The organism is Streptomyces sp. NPDC001889 (genome assembly GCF_053594535.1).
Map to the genome: position 1 here is coordinate 120,244 of NZ_JBSFER010000009.1, position 14,259 is coordinate 134,502.

Here is a 14,259-nt window from a genome sequence, read left to right on the forward strand (position 1 = left end):
CCCGCCGGAGGCACCTCGCAGAGGGAGCTGAGGCGCGAATCAAGAGTTCGAGGCGTGGGGCGTCAGGGTTGTGGTGAGGTGAGGCAGGAGGGCGGCGGACAGGAAAGGCGCCGTCGGCAGGCGGGCCCGCAGGGCGCCGAGTTCATCGCCGAAGCGGTGCCCCCCGGGCACAGGCACCCCCAGCCGCGCCGACAGATACTCCTCCAGCTCCATGGAGTCCCCCACCCCGCACCACCCCAACCCCTCCCGCAGCGGCCCGAAATCCGCGTACAGATGCCGCCCCGCCACCGGCGGCCTGGCCAGCCCGCCGCAGGCGAGCACCGCCCGGTGCACCTCGGCCCCCACCCGGGCGTACCCCTCGACCCCCCGCTCCCGCAGCCCGACCAGCCCCCCGGGCTCGTCGAGCGCGTGCGCCGCCGCCGCCGCGACGGGCCCCGCCACCGCCGCCCCGAGCGCGGCGAGGAAGTCCAGCACCCGGTCCCGGTGCGCCGCCCCCGCCGCGGTCGGCGGAAAGCGGGCGACGGCGGCGGGCCAGGACGGCGGCAGCAGCGCGCCCGCCAGGTCGCTGAGGACGGTCACGTCGCCGGGGCACATCTCCGCGGGGCTCACCAGCACCGTCTCGCGCGGCCGGTGCACCGTGTCCCGCCAGCTCTCGTCGCTGATGATGTGCAGCCCCTCCCCCACCGCCGCCTCGCACGTCTCGCGCACGGTCTCCGGCGGTGCCACCGTCCCGGTCGGATCGTCCGCGACGGAGAGCAGCAGCACCCTGGGCGCACCCCCCTCCGCCCGCACCCGCCGCACGGTCTCCAGCAGCGCGAACGGATCGGGCACCCCGCCGCACTCGGCGGGGGTCGGGACCCGGTACGCGCCCCTCCCCAGCAGCCGGGCCTGCGGGGCCCACCACGCGGGGCAGGGGCGCGACATCAGGACGTCGCCGCCCCGCGCGTCGTCCCCGGTGTACGCGCCGAGGAGCGCGAGGAGCAGCGGCTGCGGCCCGGCGGCGGCCACCAGGTCCTCGGCGGCACTGTGCAGCCCGCGCCGCCACCAGTACCCGCGCGCGGCCTCCCGCAGCACCGCCCCGCCGCCGGGCGGCTCCCCCGGCGCACCGGCCGCCGCGGCCAGCACACCGGCCAGCTCACCGGGGACGGGCAGACCGGTTCCGGGCACGCCCGGGCCGTAGCGGACGGGCCCGTGCCCCTCGGGGGGCGTGTCCGCCATGGCGTCACCTCCGTGACTCCTTTATACAAACGGAGGGCGGCGGCGGCGCGTCAGACGACGGTGACGGGGTGACGCACCACCGCGTCGAAGAGGTACCCCTGGGTGTTGTGGACGGTCCGCTCGGGCTGGGTGTTCCCGGCGGTGTCGGTGGTACGGGCGAGCAGCCGCGCGGGCCCGGTGACCCCCGGGCACCACTGGGCCGACCAGCGGACCCAGCCGCCGGGCCGCGGGGTGTCGTGGAGCGCGGCCCGCCGCCACCCCACCCCGCCGTCGGTACTGATCTCCACGTGCCGGACGGGCGCGGCGGCCGACCAGGCGCGGCCGGTGAGGCGGTGGTTCCGGCCCGCCTCCAGCGCCGCCCCGCTCGGCAGCTCCCAGGCGCTCTTGACGGTCTGCCGGGTCAGCGGCGCGCTGCCGCCGGGCGGGTGGGCGGCGCCGAAGAGCCGGTAGAGCTGGGTGTTCCAGGGCGAGGCGAGCGGTGTGTCGCTGACCTCGATGTCACCGACCCACTTCACCGACGCGATCCCTATCCAGGCGGGAACGATCACCCGGACGGGAAAGCCGTGGTCGTACGGGAGGGGCTCGCCGTTCATCTCGTACGCGAGGATCACATCGTCGAGGGCCTTGGCGACGGGCAGCGGCCGGCGCACCCGCCCGAGGTTCACTCCGCCGCTGACGACCTCGCCGTCGAGCCCGCTGGGCATGATGTCGACGGCGGTCGAGGAGAGACCCGCGCGGTGCAGGACATCGCGGAGCGGCACCCCGCGCCAGCGGGCCGCGCCGACGGCGCCGAGGGTCCAGGGGGTGCCGCTGACGGTCTCGCCCTGCTGACTGGCGAAGTGGCTCCGGGCGTTGCCCGCGCACTCGACGAGGGCGGTGCGGCTGACCGAGGGCATCGAGCGGAGCTGGTCGTAGCTGAACTCCACCGGCCGGCTCCCGTGCAGCCCGCTGCCCCAGACGGTCAGCCTCCAGTCGCGCTCGCCGATGAGGGGCGTGGAGGTGTGGTTGCGGACGAAGAAGCGATCGGCGGGGGTGAGCGTTCCGGTGTCGCGCAGGGAGGAGAAGACGGTCTCGGCGTTGGTGCCGTGGACGGTGAAGTGCTCGGGCGGCAGCGGTTTGACCGTCCCGGCGGCGGCCGGGGCGGGCACCGCCCGCGCGGGGGCGGTGCCGGCGGCGGCCAGCGCCGACGCGGTCACCGGGGCCGCCGCGAGCAGTCTCAGCAGCCGGCGGCGGTCGGGGGAAGCGGGCACGGAGGTCTCCTGGGAACACGGGGTGCCCGCGTGCACGGGGCACGGGACACGGGGAACAGGACACGGGGAACAGGACTCACGGCGGGAACGGCGGCGGGCATCACGGCCGCTGTCTCACGGGGGCGGCACGAGGCCGCGTGCGTCAGCGGGGACAGGAGGGCGCGCGGCGGCACACGGGCACTGCGGGCGTACCGGCGTCCGGGGCGATGGCCATGGCGGTGATCCTAGGGGCAGGGCGGCCCCCGGCGACAGACCCGCGGCGCGCCGGTCCCGGCGGGGCGGTCCCGGCGCGGCGGTCCCGGCGGGGCGGTGCGCCCGGCGCGGCGAAATGGGCGGTGCCCGGCGTGGCATCCCGGGTTACGGGGTAACCGCGACCCATGTCCACTCCGTACACACAAGGAAATCCGCCTCCCCGGCAGGGAGTGCCGGCGCTGCTCGGCCGCTGGGACCGCAAGGTCTTCGCCACCGTCGCCGCCCGCCGCTGGCCGGGGGCCGAGCCGGTGCTGCCCCGGCTGAGCCACAGCGCGGACCACGGGCTGCTCTGGCTGGGTGCGGCGGCCGGGATCGCGGTGCTGGGCCGGGGCGTCCGCTCACGGCGGGCGGCGGTGCGCGGGATGGCGTCGCTGGCGCTGGCCTCGGCGGTCATCAACACGGTGGGCAAGCGCTCGGTGCGCCGGGCGCGCCCGCTGATCGACACGGTGCCGGTGATACGGCAGCTCAAGCGGCAGCCGTTCACCACCTCCTTCCCCTCGGGCCACTCGGCGTCGGCGGCGGCCTTCGCGACGGGTGTCGCGCTGGAGTCGAAGGGCTGGGGCGCGGTGGTCGCGCCGGTGGCGGCCTCGGTGGCGTTCTCCCGGGTGTACACGGGCGCGCACTATCCGAGCGATGTGCTGGTGGGCGCGGCCCTCGGGGTGGGGGCGGCGTTCGCGGTGCGCGGGATGGTGCCGACCAGGTCCCAGCTGCCGCCGCCCGGCCGGGCGCAGGCCGAGGCCCCGGCACTGCCGCAGGGCGAGGGGCTGGTGGTCGTGACCAACCGGGACGCGGGTTCGGCGGGCTCGGCGGCGCTGGTGCGCGAGGCCCTGCCGCTGGCGGAGTTCGTGGAGTGCGGGCCCGGCGAGCTGGACCAGGAGCTGGAGAAGGCGGCCGAGCGCGGCCGGGCGCTGGGCATCATCGGCGGGGACGGCACGATCAACGGCGCGGCGGCGGTCGCGGTGGAGCGGGGGGTGCCGCTGGCGGTGTTCCCCGGCGGCACCTTCAACCACTTCGCGTACGACCTCGGGATCGAGACCTTCGACGACACCTGCCGGGCGCTGGAGAGCGGCGACGCGGTCCGGGTCGACCTGGGCCGTTTCACACCGGGTCCGGGCGGCGCGGATGACCCGGAGGGGGAAGGGTCCCGGCCCGGTTACTTCCTCAACACCTTCAGTCTGGGTGTCTATCCGGAGCTGGTGAACATCCGGGAGCGCTGGTCCCCGAGGATCGGCGGCTGGCCGGCCGGGATTCTGGCGGCGGCGCGGGTGCTGCGGCACGGCAGGCCGCTCAGGGCCGGGGTGCAGGGCCGCGAGCGCCCGATGTGGCTGCTGTTCGCCGGGAACGGGATCTACCAGCGGATGGGGCCGACCCCGGGGCACCGCCAGGACCTCTCCGACGGGCTGCTGGACGTACGGGTGGTCCACGGCGGCCGGTGGCCGGGGCTGCGGCTGCTGGCGGCGGCCCTCGCGGGCCCGCTGAGCCGTTCCCCGGTCCACGCGGCGGAGCAGTTGCACCGGCTGCGGATCACCGGTCTGGAGCCGGGCACGCCGATGGCGTACGACGGTGAGGTGGTGGAGGCCCCGGCGGAGCTGACGGTGGACAAGGCGGCCGGGGTGCTGACGGTGTACCGGCCGCAGAACCTGCTCTGAGCCCCGCCCCGCCGACTCGCGAGCGTCCGCATGGCAAGACACCCGGTCTCATCATATGAGTTGAGTGGGACCATGGGGAGCCATCGAGAGGGAGGTTCGCCATGCCGCGCGAGACCGCCGTGTACACCCATGGCCACCATGAGTCCGTGCTCCGCTCCCACACCTGGCGGACGGCCGCCAACTCCGCCGCGTACCTCGTCGGCGAGCTGAGACCCGGGATGCGGGTCCTGGACGTCGGCTGCGGCCCCGGGACCATCACCGCCGATCTGGCGGAGCTGGTCCCGGGCGGGTGGGTCACCGGGGTGGACCGGGAGCCCGGGATCGTCGAGCGGGCGCGGGAGTTCGCGGCCGGACGGGGGCTCGGACACACCGGGTTCGCCGTGGCCGATGTCAATGAACTCGGCTTCCCCGATGACTCCTTCGACGTGGTCCACGCCCACCAGGTGCTCCAGCACCTGGGCGACCCGGTGCGGGCGCTGCGCGAGATGCGCCGGGTCTGCCGCCCCGGCGGGATCGTCGCGGTACGGGACGCCGACTACGGCGCCTTCACCTGGTTCCCGGGGGCCCCGGTGCTGGACGAGTGGCTCCAGCTCTACCACCGGGTGGCCCGGGCCTCCGGCGGGGAGCCCGACGCCGGGCGCCGGCTGCTCTCCTGGGCCCGTGCCGCGGGCTTCACCGATCTCACCGCGACGGCCTCCACCTGGTGTTACGCCACCCCGGACGAGCGCGCGTGGTGGAGCGGCCTGTGGGCCGACCGGACGACCGCCTCCTCCTACGCCGGGCTCGCGGTGGACGGCGGCCACACCACCACCGCGCGGCTCGCGGCGGTGGCGGAGGGCTGGCGGGAGTGGGGCGCCCACCCGGACGCCTGGTTCATGGTCCCGCACGGCGAACTGCTCTGCCGCGCCTGAGCGCCGGGGCGCCGGCCCTGTCCCGTGCGGCGCGCGCCCGATCAGCGGGAGCGCGGGACAATCGATTCCGACCCGAACTAGGCTCGCCGTCATGGAGATCCTCGGAACCACGCTGCGTATCTGTGTCGACGACCTGGACGCGGCCACGGCGGTCTACGCACGGCTCACCGGAAGCACCCCGCAGCGCTTCGAGCGCGGGGGTGTCTCGGTCGCGGCGGTCGGCTGCTTCCTGCTGATGAGCGGCCCGGCCGCGGAGATCGATGTGCTGCGCAAGGTGACGGCGACGATCGCGGTCCAGGACGTGGAGGAGGCGCACACCGCCCTCTCCGAGGTCGGCGCGCGGATCGTCGCGGGCCCGGTGCCGACCCCGGCGGGCCGGAATCTGATCGCCGTCCACCCCGACGGCTCCGTCTTCGAGTACGTGGACCGCAAGGTGTCCGTCTGACACCCGGGCCCGCCCGTGCGCGGGAACACGCCCGTGCGCGGGGGGCCCGGCGCCGCTCCTACGGCGCGCGGTGGGGGTACCTCCCGCGCCCGCCAGGGCGCAGGGGGCCATGGGTGATGGACGACAGCGCGGCGAGGTGCCGGGGCGCACGAGCCCGGCAAGATCCAGACGAAAGACCCTACGGCGCGCGGTGGGGCCGCATCCGGTAGTCGTACGCCTCGGGCAGCGGATCGTCGGTCAGTTCGGCCCAGACCTCGCCCAGGATCTCCGAGCCCTCCCGCAGATCCGCCACCTCGATGCCCTCGTCGAAGACGGCGCGGGCCTCCTCGCGCCGGCCCTCGGCCAGCAGCAGCCGGGCGTGGAGCAGCCGGAACCGGCCCCGGGCCCGGATCTCGGGGCGCAGCCGGTCCCAGACCGAGCGGGCCTCGGCGGCGCGGCCCGCGCGGCGCAGCGCGTCGATCGCCTCGCGGGCGAGCGCGGCGGTCGCCGCCGTCCAGCTCTCGCCGTCGTCGCGGCGCTCCTGGCAGAGGTCGTCGAACGCCTCCAGATAGCGGTCGGCGGCGCGCTCCCCGTGGCCGCCCTCCTCGTCGGCGACGGCCAGCGCGCGCAGCAGCGGCCAGCGGGAGGGGGCGAGGGCGAGACCGCGCTCCCAGCTCCGGACGGCCTGGGCCAGATCGCCGGCGTGCCACTGGGCGACGCCGAGGTGGTACTCGGTGAGCGGGTCGGCCGGGGCGGTCTCCAGCATGTCCCGCCAGTGCGGGGAGACGAGCGAGGGCCCGGGCGGGGCGACCCTGCGGGGCTCGGGGAGCACCCCGGTGGTCAGCAGGGCGCGCCAGGGGGCCTGTTCGTCGCCGAGGGTGGATTCCCCGAAGGGCGTCCCGGGCAGCTTCAGCCCGCCGCGGAGCACTTCGAGCGCGCCCCATCCGGAGCCGGTGGCCAGGGTGCGCGCCGGTTCGCTGTCGGCGTGCGGCAGCCAGGCCGTGTACGCGGCCTCCACCGCCCGGCGCGGCAGGGCGCCGGCGAGCCGGGCCTCGACCTCGGCGCAGGCGGCGGCCCAGTTGTTGCCGTGCACCGTGCCGGAGTCGGCGCCCAGGGGCCCGTAGCACTCCAGCCAGCTCAGCTCGGCGCCCTCGTCGAGACGGATGTGCTCCAGCTGGGTGCGGGCGAGTCCGGCCTGGATCTCCGCGTATCCGCCCGTGCCCGGCTCGGTCAGCCAGCGCTGCCAGCGCCGGCCCGCGCTGCCCGAGCCCCAGAGGAAGAGCTTCCGGCCGCGCAGGGTGTCGGTGGAGGTCTGGACCAGGCCCCGGCCGTCGCCGTCGAGCGCGGCGATCCACGGGCGGGCGCCGGCGGGCACCTCGTAGAAGTAGTCGGCGGGGTGTTCGCTGCGCAGCGGGTACGTCCGGTCCTCGCCCCGGTAGTCCGGCACCGGCACCCGGCGCAGGGTGCGCTCGTAGCCGAAGTACCAGGCCTCGTCGGCGGGGGCGATGACCCGGGTCCGCCCGTGCTCCGGGACGGCGGTGTTGGACCACCAGTAGACCGGTGCCGGCCGCTCGTGCGGATTGCGGACGCGTACGCCGACATGGAGGAAGTCGGAGTCGGCGGGCAGCCACAGATCGACCTGGAACGGAAGATCGCGCAGCCGCTCCCACTCCCAGAGCCGGAGCATCTCCCCGCCGTCGGGGGCGGGGACGACGGCCGCGTGCAGCGGGGCGACGGAGAGGGTCCCGTGGCCGGTGGCGCCGATGTTCCACTCGATGCCACCGGAGTACCAGGCGCCGTTCAGGGCGAAGTCGGCGGGCTGGAAGACGGGGTTGCGGTAGAGGAGTTCCCGGTCGGTGGGCTTGTGGTACAGCGAGTGGACCCGGCCGCCGAGGCCCGGCAGCACGGTGGCCCGCAGCCGCTCGTTCTCGATGACGACGGCGTCGAATCCGGCGGGGGCGCGGTCGCGGCCGTAGCCGTCGAGCATCCGCGCGGGCAGCACGGTGCGCGGCGGCTCGTACCCGATCTGGCGGGCCATGTCGCGCGGCAGATCGCGCCGGGTGCGCTCGTCGACGGAGTGCGGAGCCGGGAGCGGGCGGAGCGCGGGCAGCGGATTCGCCGGGCCCACGGGCGCGGCGGGGAGGGTCAGTACGGTACGCCGCACGGTCGTGGCCAAGGCAACCTCGCTTCACTCGCGGAAGGGCCGCCTACGGCGCGGGCGGCCCGGTGACCATGGAACCGTCTCGCCGCCGCGCCGAACAGGGGTCACGCGCGCCGGACTTCGGCGCGGCCGTCGGGCGGGAGCATCTCGCTGGTGATCGCCCAGCGTTCGTGGTCGCGCCAGGCGCCGTCGATGTGGAGGAAGTCGGGCGAGAAGCCCTCCAGCCGGAAGCCCGCGCGGCGCACCAGCGCGATGGAGGCGGTGTTCCCCGGCTGGACATTGGCCTCCAGGCGGTGCAGCCCCAGCGGGCCGAAGGCGTACCGCAGCACCAGGGAGAGGCCCTCGCCCATCAGCCCGCGCCCGGCGGCGTGGGCGAAGGCGCCGTAGCCGAGGGCGCCGCCGCGGAAGGCGCCGGCGACGATGTTGTTGATGTTGATGAAGCCGGCGATCCGGCCCGACGCGCGTTCCAGGACGAGAAGGCCCGCGCGGGCCGGGTCCTCGATGAGCCGGTCCGCGTACTCCTCGTACGCGCGGTCCGTGCGGGGCGGGAAGAGCCAGGGCCGGTGGAGGCCGGTGCTCGCCCGGGCCCCGGCGGTGAACTCGGCGCCGTCGCCGGGGGTGAGGGCGCGGATCACGGTCCGGGGGCCGGTGGCCAGCGGGACGGGCGCCGGGAGGGCGCGGGTGACGGGCCCGACGGCGGGGGCGGGGGCGGGAGCCGGGGCGGGGGCTCCGGCGGCGGAGTCGGGGGACCGGTCGTCGGCGGGGTCCGGGGCGGTGGCGGGCATCCGGCCAGGCTATCCACCCGGCCCGGGGGTCAGCGGGGGCGGCGGCGGAAGAGAAGGCCCCCGCAGAGCGCGCCGATGACGAACATCGCGAGCAGCGCCAGATAGAGCGGCATGGTGACCACGGGGATCAGCACCCTGATCCTGACCTCCCCGGTGTTCTCGGCGATGAGGACGACGGCGAGGACCGCGAGCACGGTGACCGCGGTCCTCGCGGGAGTGAACCACTCCCCGACGCCGCCCCTCCCGGCTTCCGGTGATTTCCTGGCGCTCATGGCACCAGAATGGGCCCGGGCCGGGCCGGTGGTGCGGTGGAGCGGGCCGTACGGGTGAGACAGCGACCCCACACCCGCTCCCTGTCTGACAAGCTGAGACCGTTCCATGGCATCCGGATACGCAGCACCCCAGCAGCACCCCAGGAGGAGCCCGTGACAGTCAGCCGCCCGCAGCGCAGGCCGGTCGTCGTCCTGTACGAGCGGATCGCGGACGCCATCCACGACGGCACCTATCCCCCGGGCTCCACCCTGCCGTCCGAGCCGCGTCTCGCGACCGAGCTGGGGGTGAGCCGGCCCGCCCTGCGCGAGGCGCTGCTGCTGCTCCAGGAGGACGGCCTGCTCTCGGTGCGCCGGGGGGTGGGCAGAACCGTCAACGACAGCCCCCCTCGGCGCGGCTACGAGCTGCTGCGCCCCCTGGAGGAGCTGCTCGCGGCCGGCCCGGCGCTGCGGGTGCGCCCGCTGCTGCGCGCCGTCGAGGAGCCGACCGACTTCAGCACCCAGCAGCTGCTCGCCCCGGCCGGTTCCGAGCTGCGGTTCTGGGAGTCGGTACTGACCGGCGAGGGGACGGCAGGGGTGCTCAGCCAGGAGTGGGCGGCCCCCGACGACGTACTGGAGAGGGCGCATCCGGCGTTCGCCGGGGCGCTGCGCTCGCCCGGCGCCGGGGACGGGTCGATGCTCTCGGTGCTCTGCTCCGCCTCCCGGGGGCTCGCCCTGACCGCGCACAGCGCCGTGAGCGCGACCCTGCTGGGGCAGCGGCGCGGGGAGCAGCTCGACCGCGCGCCGGACACCCCGGCCGTGCTGGTCACCCAGGTGGTGCGGAGCGGGGACACCCCGGTCCTGGCGGCGAAGCACATGCTGCCGACCGGCGCTCCGGCGCTCCCCGTGGTGCAGTCGAACTGACCGCCGAAGCGCCGCGCGCCGCCGTGCCGTACACTCCCGGGCCATGCACTTGTCTGACATCCTCCGCGCGCCCAAGGCCGTACTCCACGACCACCTCGACGGCGGGCTGCGCCCCGCGACGATCATCGAACTGGCCCGGGAGCACGGCTACCGCCAGTTGCCCACCGAGGACCCGGCCGCGCTCGCGGTCTGGTTCCGGGACGCGGCGGACTCCGGCTCGCTGGAGCGGTATCTGGAGACCTTCGCCCACACCTGCGCGGTGATGCAGACCCGTGAGGCGCTGGAGCGGATCGCGGCGGAGTGCGCCGAGGACCTGGCGGACGACGGCGTGGTCTACGCCGAGGTGCGGTACGCCCCCGAGCAGCACCTGGAGCGGGGGCTGACCCTGGACGAGGTGGTCGAGGCCGTCAACACCGGATTCCGCGAGGGCGAGCGCCGCAGCGGCGGACGGATCACGGTGCGCGCCCTGCTCACCGGGATGCGCCACACCGACCGCTCCCTGGAGATAGCGGAGCTGACCGTCGCCCACCGCGACAACGGGGTCGCGGGCTTCGACATCGCGGGCGGCGAGATCGGCAATCCGCCCGCCCGCCACCTGCCCGCCTTCCGGCACCTGAAGCGGCACAACTGCCACTTCACCATCCACGCGGGCGAGGCCGTCGGCGCGGAGTCCATCCACGAGGCGGTGCAGATCTGCGGCGCCGAGCGGATCGGGCACGGGGTGCGGATCACCGACGACATCACCGTCCACGAGGACGGCACCGCCACGCTGGGCCGCCTCGCGGCCTATGTCCGGGACAACGGGATCGCCCTGGAGGTCTGCCCGACCTCCAACCTCCAGACGGGCGCCGCGAAGGACTACGCCACCCACCCGGTCGACCTGCTGCGCCGGCTCGGCTTCCGCACCACGCTCAACACGGACAACCGGCTGGTGTCGGGGACCACGATGAGCCAGGAGTTCGCGCACATGGCGACGGCCTTCGGATACGGTCCCGAGGTCTTCGAGGAGCTGACGGTGGCCGCGGTCGAGGCGGCCTTCCTGCCGCTGCCGGAGCGCCGCCGGCTGATCGACGAGGTCATCCGCCCGGGGTACGCGGCCCTGCGCTGACCCCGCGCCGGGGTACGGGCGGCGGGGCCGGCTTCCCGGAGACCGCGGCCCGGGAGCGTGCGCGCCGGGGCGGGCCCTCCGGCTCCCGGGACGGCGTCGGCGGGGCGGGGCCCGGTCGGCGCCGGGGCGGGGCCGAGTGGGCGGCGGTGACCGGCGGCCCGGAACCGGCGGGTCCCTCGGCGGCACCGGCCGGTGCCGCCGGATCGGCGCACCGCACCGCCGAGCGGGCCACGGGACCGGCCGGGCGGGCCGGTCCCGGGCCCCACGGGCTCAGAGCAGGGCCGGCTCGTCCAGCGTCAGGGTGCCCGCGTCCGCGTCGAGCACGGCGGACACCCCCAGCGGCACCGTCGCGTTGCTCTCGCCGTGGCCGAAGCCCAGCTCCTCCACCACCGGCACCCCCAGCCCGCCGAGACGGTCCCGCAGCACCTCCCGTACACCCTCGTAGGGACCGCACTCCGCCCAGGAGCCGAGCGCGATCCCGGCGACGCCGTCCAGCCGGCCACCGCGCAGCAACTGGGTGAGGATGCGGTCGAGGCGGTAGTCCTCCTCCCCCACGTCCTCCAGGAGCAGCAGCCCGCCGGCGGCGGACGGCCGGGCGTGCGGAGTGCCCAGATCGGCGGCGAGCAGGCTGGCGCAGCCGCCGAGGGTGACGCCCCGGGCCCGGCCGGGGACCAGGGGACGGGCCGCGGGCGCCCCGACCGTACGCACCGACTCCGGTTCGAAGAGGGTGGCCCGCAGCGACTCCCGGGTGGCGCCGTCCTTCAGGAAGGTCAGCGCGGCGACCATCGGGCCGTGCAGGGTGGCGAGCCCCATCCGGGTCGCGAAGGCCTCGTGGAGTGCGGTGATGTCGCTGTACCCGACGAACACCTTGGGCCCGGCGGCCCGGATCGCGCTCCAGTCGAGCCGGTCGGCCATCCGCTGGGCGCCGTACCCGCCCCGGGCGCAGAGGACGGCGGAGACCGACGGATCGCACCAGGCCTCCGTCAGCTCCCGGGCGCGGTCGGCGTCGTGGCCCGCGAGATAGCCGAACCGCGGATGGCGCTCGCGGACATGCGGCATCACGAGCGGATCGAGACCCCAGGAGCGGAGGATCTCCAGGCCCTCGTCGAGCCGGTCGCCGGGGACGGGCCCGCTGGGGGCGACGACGGCGACCCGGTCGCCGGACCGGAGCCGCCGGGGCCGGGTCAGCGGAGTCACCCGGGCGTGCGGAGCGGACGGGACGGACGGGACGGACGGGACGGACGGGACGGACCGGGTCATGGGGCCAGCTCCAGCGGGGGGATGTCGGTACGGGGGAAGCCGAAGGTCTGCGCGTACAGCGAGAGCTCCGCCTCCAGAGCGCGGACCAGGGTCCCGGCCATCCGGAAGCCATGGCTCTCCCCCACGAAGGCGAGATAGGCGTGCGGGACGCCCCGGCCCGCGATCCGGGCGATGAACCGTTCGCTCTGCTCGGGCGGACAGACCGGGTCGTCCAGCCCCTGGAGCAGCACGAACGGCGCGGTGACGGCGTCGGCGCGGCGGAGCGGGGAGCGCTGGAGGTAGCGGCTGGGCACCTCGTCGACCGGACCGATCAGCGACTCCAGATACCGCGACTCGAAGTCGTGGGTGCCGCCGTCGGCCCAGCCCATCGGGTCGAGGACGGGGTAGCTGATGGCGCCGCAGGCATAGACATCGGTGGCGGCCAGGGAGGCGGCGGCGGTCCAGCCGCCCGCGCTGCCGCCCCGGATGGCGAGACGCCCGGGGTCGGCGGTGCCCTCGGCGGCGAGGGCCAGCGCGACGGCCGCGCAGTCCTCGACATCGACGACGCCCCACTCCCCGCGCAGCCGCTCGCGGTACTCCCGGCCGTATCCGGTGGAGCCGCCGTAGTTGACCTGGACGACACCGATGCCGCGCGAGGTGAAGTAGGCGATCTCCAGATCGAGGGCGAGCGGGGCGTGGCCGGTGGGGCCGCCGTGCACCCACACCGCGTAGGGCGGCAGCTCGCCCTCGGGCCCGGTCCACTCCGGGTGGCGCGGCGGATGGACACAGGCGTGGATCTCCCGGCCGTCCGGTCCGGTGAAGACGCGCGGCTCGGGTTCGGGGTAGTGGGCCGGGTCCACGGCGTCGGTGTGCGCGGCGCCGATGACCCGGGTGTGGCCGGTGCGGGTGTCCAGCTCCACGACCTCGTGGCCGCCGAGGGGTCCGGCGGCGACGCCGATCACCCGGTCGCCGAGGACGGCGAGCGTGGGGGCCCACTCGGTCCAGGGGCCCACCGCGTCGACGAGTTCCCCGGTCTCCGGGTCGAGAATGCCCAGCGCCGTGGTGCCCTTGCCGTGGACCACGGCGATCAGCCCGTTCTCCAGCGGGTGGAGCCACTGGCTGCCGAGCTTCCAGAGCGGGCCGCCGAACTCCTCCTCCCGGCCGGTGCACAGGGCGTCGGTGGTGACATGGCCGGCGGCGGGCCCCACGAGGAGTCCGCCTCCCGAATCCGCCGGGCCGTCGAGCGCGCCGGCGGGCAGGCGGCGCGGCTCCCACCAGCCGTTCTCATCGGTGAGGAAGAGCAGGGAGCCGTCCGGCGCCCACTCCGCCTGGCAGACCGACTCCTCCGGTCCGCCGAGCACCCGGCGCACTCCGGTGAAGGGCCCGCTCTCCGGCACCTCGCCCACCATCACCTCGGTGCCGTCCCACGGCATCCGGGGGTGGTCCCAGGCGATCCAGGCGGCGCGCCGGCCGTCCGGGGAGAGCCGGGGGCCGGTGACGAAGCGGTGCCGGTCGCCGGAGAGTTCCCGTACCGCGCCCCGGTCCTGGGCGGCCGAGCCGTCCAGCGGCACGGCGGCGATCACCCGGCGCACCTCGGTGGGCTCTGCTCCGGTGAACTCCTCCAGCACCCCCCAGACCTCGCCGCGCCCGGTGTCGATCCGCAGATCGGCCCAGCGCAGCCCGCCGCCGAGCGGTGACAGGGGGGTGAGCGGGCGCGGCACCGCGCCGGGGGTGTCCGGCTCACAGACGTACAGCCGCTGGTCGGGGTGGTGGACGAAGACGGCGAGCGGGGTCCCGTCGGCGCGCTCCACGGCGGCCCAGGGGTGCCCGCCGTACTCGATGACCCGGCTGCGGACGTTCCACGGCTCGGGGAGCACGGACTCCTCGGTGCCGTCGGCGCGGCGCCGGATCAGGGCTCGTCTGCCGCCCTCGGCGGGGCGGGGCGCGGTCCACCAGATCTCCGCGCCCACCCTGCCGAGGAACTCGGGCCGCCCGTCGTGCGACGCCGCGAGCGCCGCGTCGATGGGCGACGGCCAACTGCCGTACGGGCCTGTCGCTGCCATGTCCCTCTTCCCCTGATCGTCCGCGGG

At 75.9% G+C, this 14,259-nt stretch carries 12 protein-coding genes; 5 read left to right on the forward strand and 7 right to left on the reverse strand.

All coding sequences use genetic code 11. The features are described 5' to 3' along the window. Positions 1-39: 39 nt before the first annotated feature. Both ACWCRA_RS12160 and ACWCRA_RS12165 read right to left on the reverse strand, forming a co-directional pair. Positions 40-1,218: a pyridoxal phosphate-dependent aminotransferase gene (locus tag ACWCRA_RS12160; protein ID WP_451067381.1), complete on the reverse strand. Its 1,179-nt coding sequence runs from the start codon at positions 1,216-1,218 to the stop codon at positions 40-42. Between the two features lie 50 nt (positions 1,219-1,268). Further along, positions 1,269-2,468, reverse strand: a complete 1,200-nt coding sequence (locus ACWCRA_RS12165) for a sulfite oxidase (protein WP_451067382.1) — start codon at positions 2,466-2,468, stop codon at positions 1,269-1,271. A gap of 377 nt (positions 2,469-2,845) precedes the next feature. Here ACWCRA_RS12165 and ACWCRA_RS12170 point away from each other — a divergent pair, with 377 nt between their 5' ends. From ACWCRA_RS12170 to ACWCRA_RS12180, 3 genes are all read left to right on the forward strand, one after another. Continuing rightward, positions 2,846-4,369 carry a phosphatase PAP2 family protein gene (locus ACWCRA_RS12170; RefSeq protein WP_451067383.1) on the forward strand — a complete coding sequence of 508 codons (1,524 nt, stop codon included), beginning with the start codon at positions 2,846-2,848 and terminating at the stop codon, positions 4,367-4,369. 101 nt (positions 4,370-4,470) lie between these two features. After that, positions 4,471-5,280, forward strand: a complete 810-nt coding sequence (locus tag ACWCRA_RS12175; protein ID WP_351557765.1) for a methyltransferase domain-containing protein — start codon at positions 4,471-4,473, stop codon at positions 5,278-5,280. Between the two features lie 91 nt (positions 5,281-5,371). Further along, positions 5,372-5,725 (forward strand): VOC family protein, encoded by a 354-nt coding sequence (locus ACWCRA_RS12180; protein WP_351557767.1) that lies wholly within the window; start codon positions 5,372-5,374, stop codon positions 5,723-5,725. A gap of 178 nt (positions 5,726-5,903) precedes the next feature. Here ACWCRA_RS12180 and ACWCRA_RS12185 read toward each other — a convergent pair whose 3' ends face one another. The 3 genes from ACWCRA_RS12185 to ACWCRA_RS12195 all read right to left on the reverse strand — a co-directional run bounded on the left by ACWCRA_RS12185 (position 5,904) and on the right by ACWCRA_RS12195 (position 8,922). Then, positions 5,904-7,880 carry a DUF5107 domain-containing protein gene (locus ACWCRA_RS12185; protein ID WP_451067384.1) on the reverse strand — a complete coding sequence of 659 codons (1,977 nt, stop codon included), beginning with the start codon at positions 7,878-7,880 and terminating at the stop codon, positions 5,904-5,906. A gap of 89 nt (positions 7,881-7,969) precedes the next feature. Beyond that, positions 7,970-8,650 (reverse strand): GNAT family N-acetyltransferase, encoded by a 681-nt coding sequence (locus tag ACWCRA_RS12190; RefSeq protein ID WP_451067385.1) that lies wholly within the window; start codon positions 8,648-8,650, stop codon positions 7,970-7,972. 29 nt (positions 8,651-8,679) lie between these two features. Beyond that, complete coding sequence (locus ACWCRA_RS12195; RefSeq protein WP_351557773.1) at positions 8,680-8,922, reverse strand: LapA family protein; 243 nt, start codon at positions 8,920-8,922, stop codon at positions 8,680-8,682. A 153-nt stretch (positions 8,923-9,075) separates the two neighbouring features. Between ACWCRA_RS12195 and ACWCRA_RS12200 the strand changes: the two genes are divergently transcribed. After that, entirely contained in the window at positions 9,076-9,822 is a 747-nt protein-coding gene (locus ACWCRA_RS12200) for a GntR family transcriptional regulator (RefSeq protein ID WP_351557775.1), read from the forward strand. A gap of 43 nt (positions 9,823-9,865) precedes the next feature. Then, positions 9,866-10,930, forward strand: coding sequence for an adenosine deaminase (locus ACWCRA_RS12205; RefSeq protein ID WP_351557777.1), 1,065 nt, complete (start codon positions 9,866-9,868; stop codon positions 10,928-10,930). A 270-nt stretch (positions 10,931-11,200) separates the two neighbouring features. On the opposite strand, the gene ACWCRA_RS12210 is transcribed toward ACWCRA_RS12205, so the two are convergent. Continuing rightward, positions 11,201-12,190 carry a S66 peptidase family protein gene (locus ACWCRA_RS12210; RefSeq protein ID WP_451067386.1) on the reverse strand — a complete coding sequence of 330 codons (990 nt, stop codon included), beginning with the start codon at positions 12,188-12,190 and terminating at the stop codon, positions 11,201-11,203. Continuing rightward, positions 12,187-14,232: a prolyl oligopeptidase family serine peptidase gene (locus ACWCRA_RS12215; protein ID WP_451067387.1), complete on the reverse strand. Its 2,046-nt coding sequence runs from the start codon at positions 14,230-14,232 to the stop codon at positions 12,187-12,189. The genes ACWCRA_RS12210 and ACWCRA_RS12215 overlap by 4 nt, the downstream gene beginning before the upstream one ends. Between the last annotated feature and the right edge of the window lie 27 nt (positions 14,233-14,259).

What these genes read in the sequence shown, in the direction of transcription:
- ACWCRA_RS12160 (WP_451067381.1), bottom strand. Translation starts at nt 1,218, where the DNA reads ATGGCGGACACGCCCCCCGAGGGGCACGGGCCCGTCCGCTACGGCCCG.
- ACWCRA_RS12170 (WP_451067383.1), top strand. Translation starts at nt 2,846, where the DNA reads ATGTCCACTCCGTACACACAAGGAAATCCGCCTCCCCGGCAGGGAGTG.
- ACWCRA_RS12175 (WP_351557765.1), top strand. Translation starts at nt 4,471, where the DNA reads ATGCCGCGCGAGACCGCCGTGTACACCCATGGCCACCATGAGTCCGTG.
- ACWCRA_RS12180 (WP_351557767.1), top strand. Translation starts at nt 5,372, where the DNA reads ATGGAGATCCTCGGAACCACGCTGCGTATCTGTGTCGACGACCTGGAC.
- ACWCRA_RS12190 (WP_451067385.1), bottom strand. Translation starts at nt 8,650, where the DNA reads ATGCCCGCCACCGCCCCGGACCCCGCCGACGACCGGTCCCCCGACTCC.
- ACWCRA_RS12195 (WP_351557773.1), bottom strand. Translation starts at nt 8,922, where the DNA reads ATGAGCGCCAGGAAATCACCGGAAGCCGGGAGGGGCGGCGTCGGGGAG.
- ACWCRA_RS12205 (WP_351557777.1), top strand. Translation starts at nt 9,866, where the DNA reads ATGCACTTGTCTGACATCCTCCGCGCGCCCAAGGCCGTACTCCACGAC.
- ACWCRA_RS12210 (WP_451067386.1), bottom strand. Translation starts at nt 12,190, where the DNA reads ATGACCCGGTCCGTCCCGTCCGTCCCGTCCGTCCCGTCCGTCCCGTCC.
- ACWCRA_RS12215 (WP_451067387.1), bottom strand. Translation starts at nt 14,232, where the DNA reads ATGGCAGCGACAGGCCCGTACGGCAGTTGGCCGTCGCCCATCGACGCG.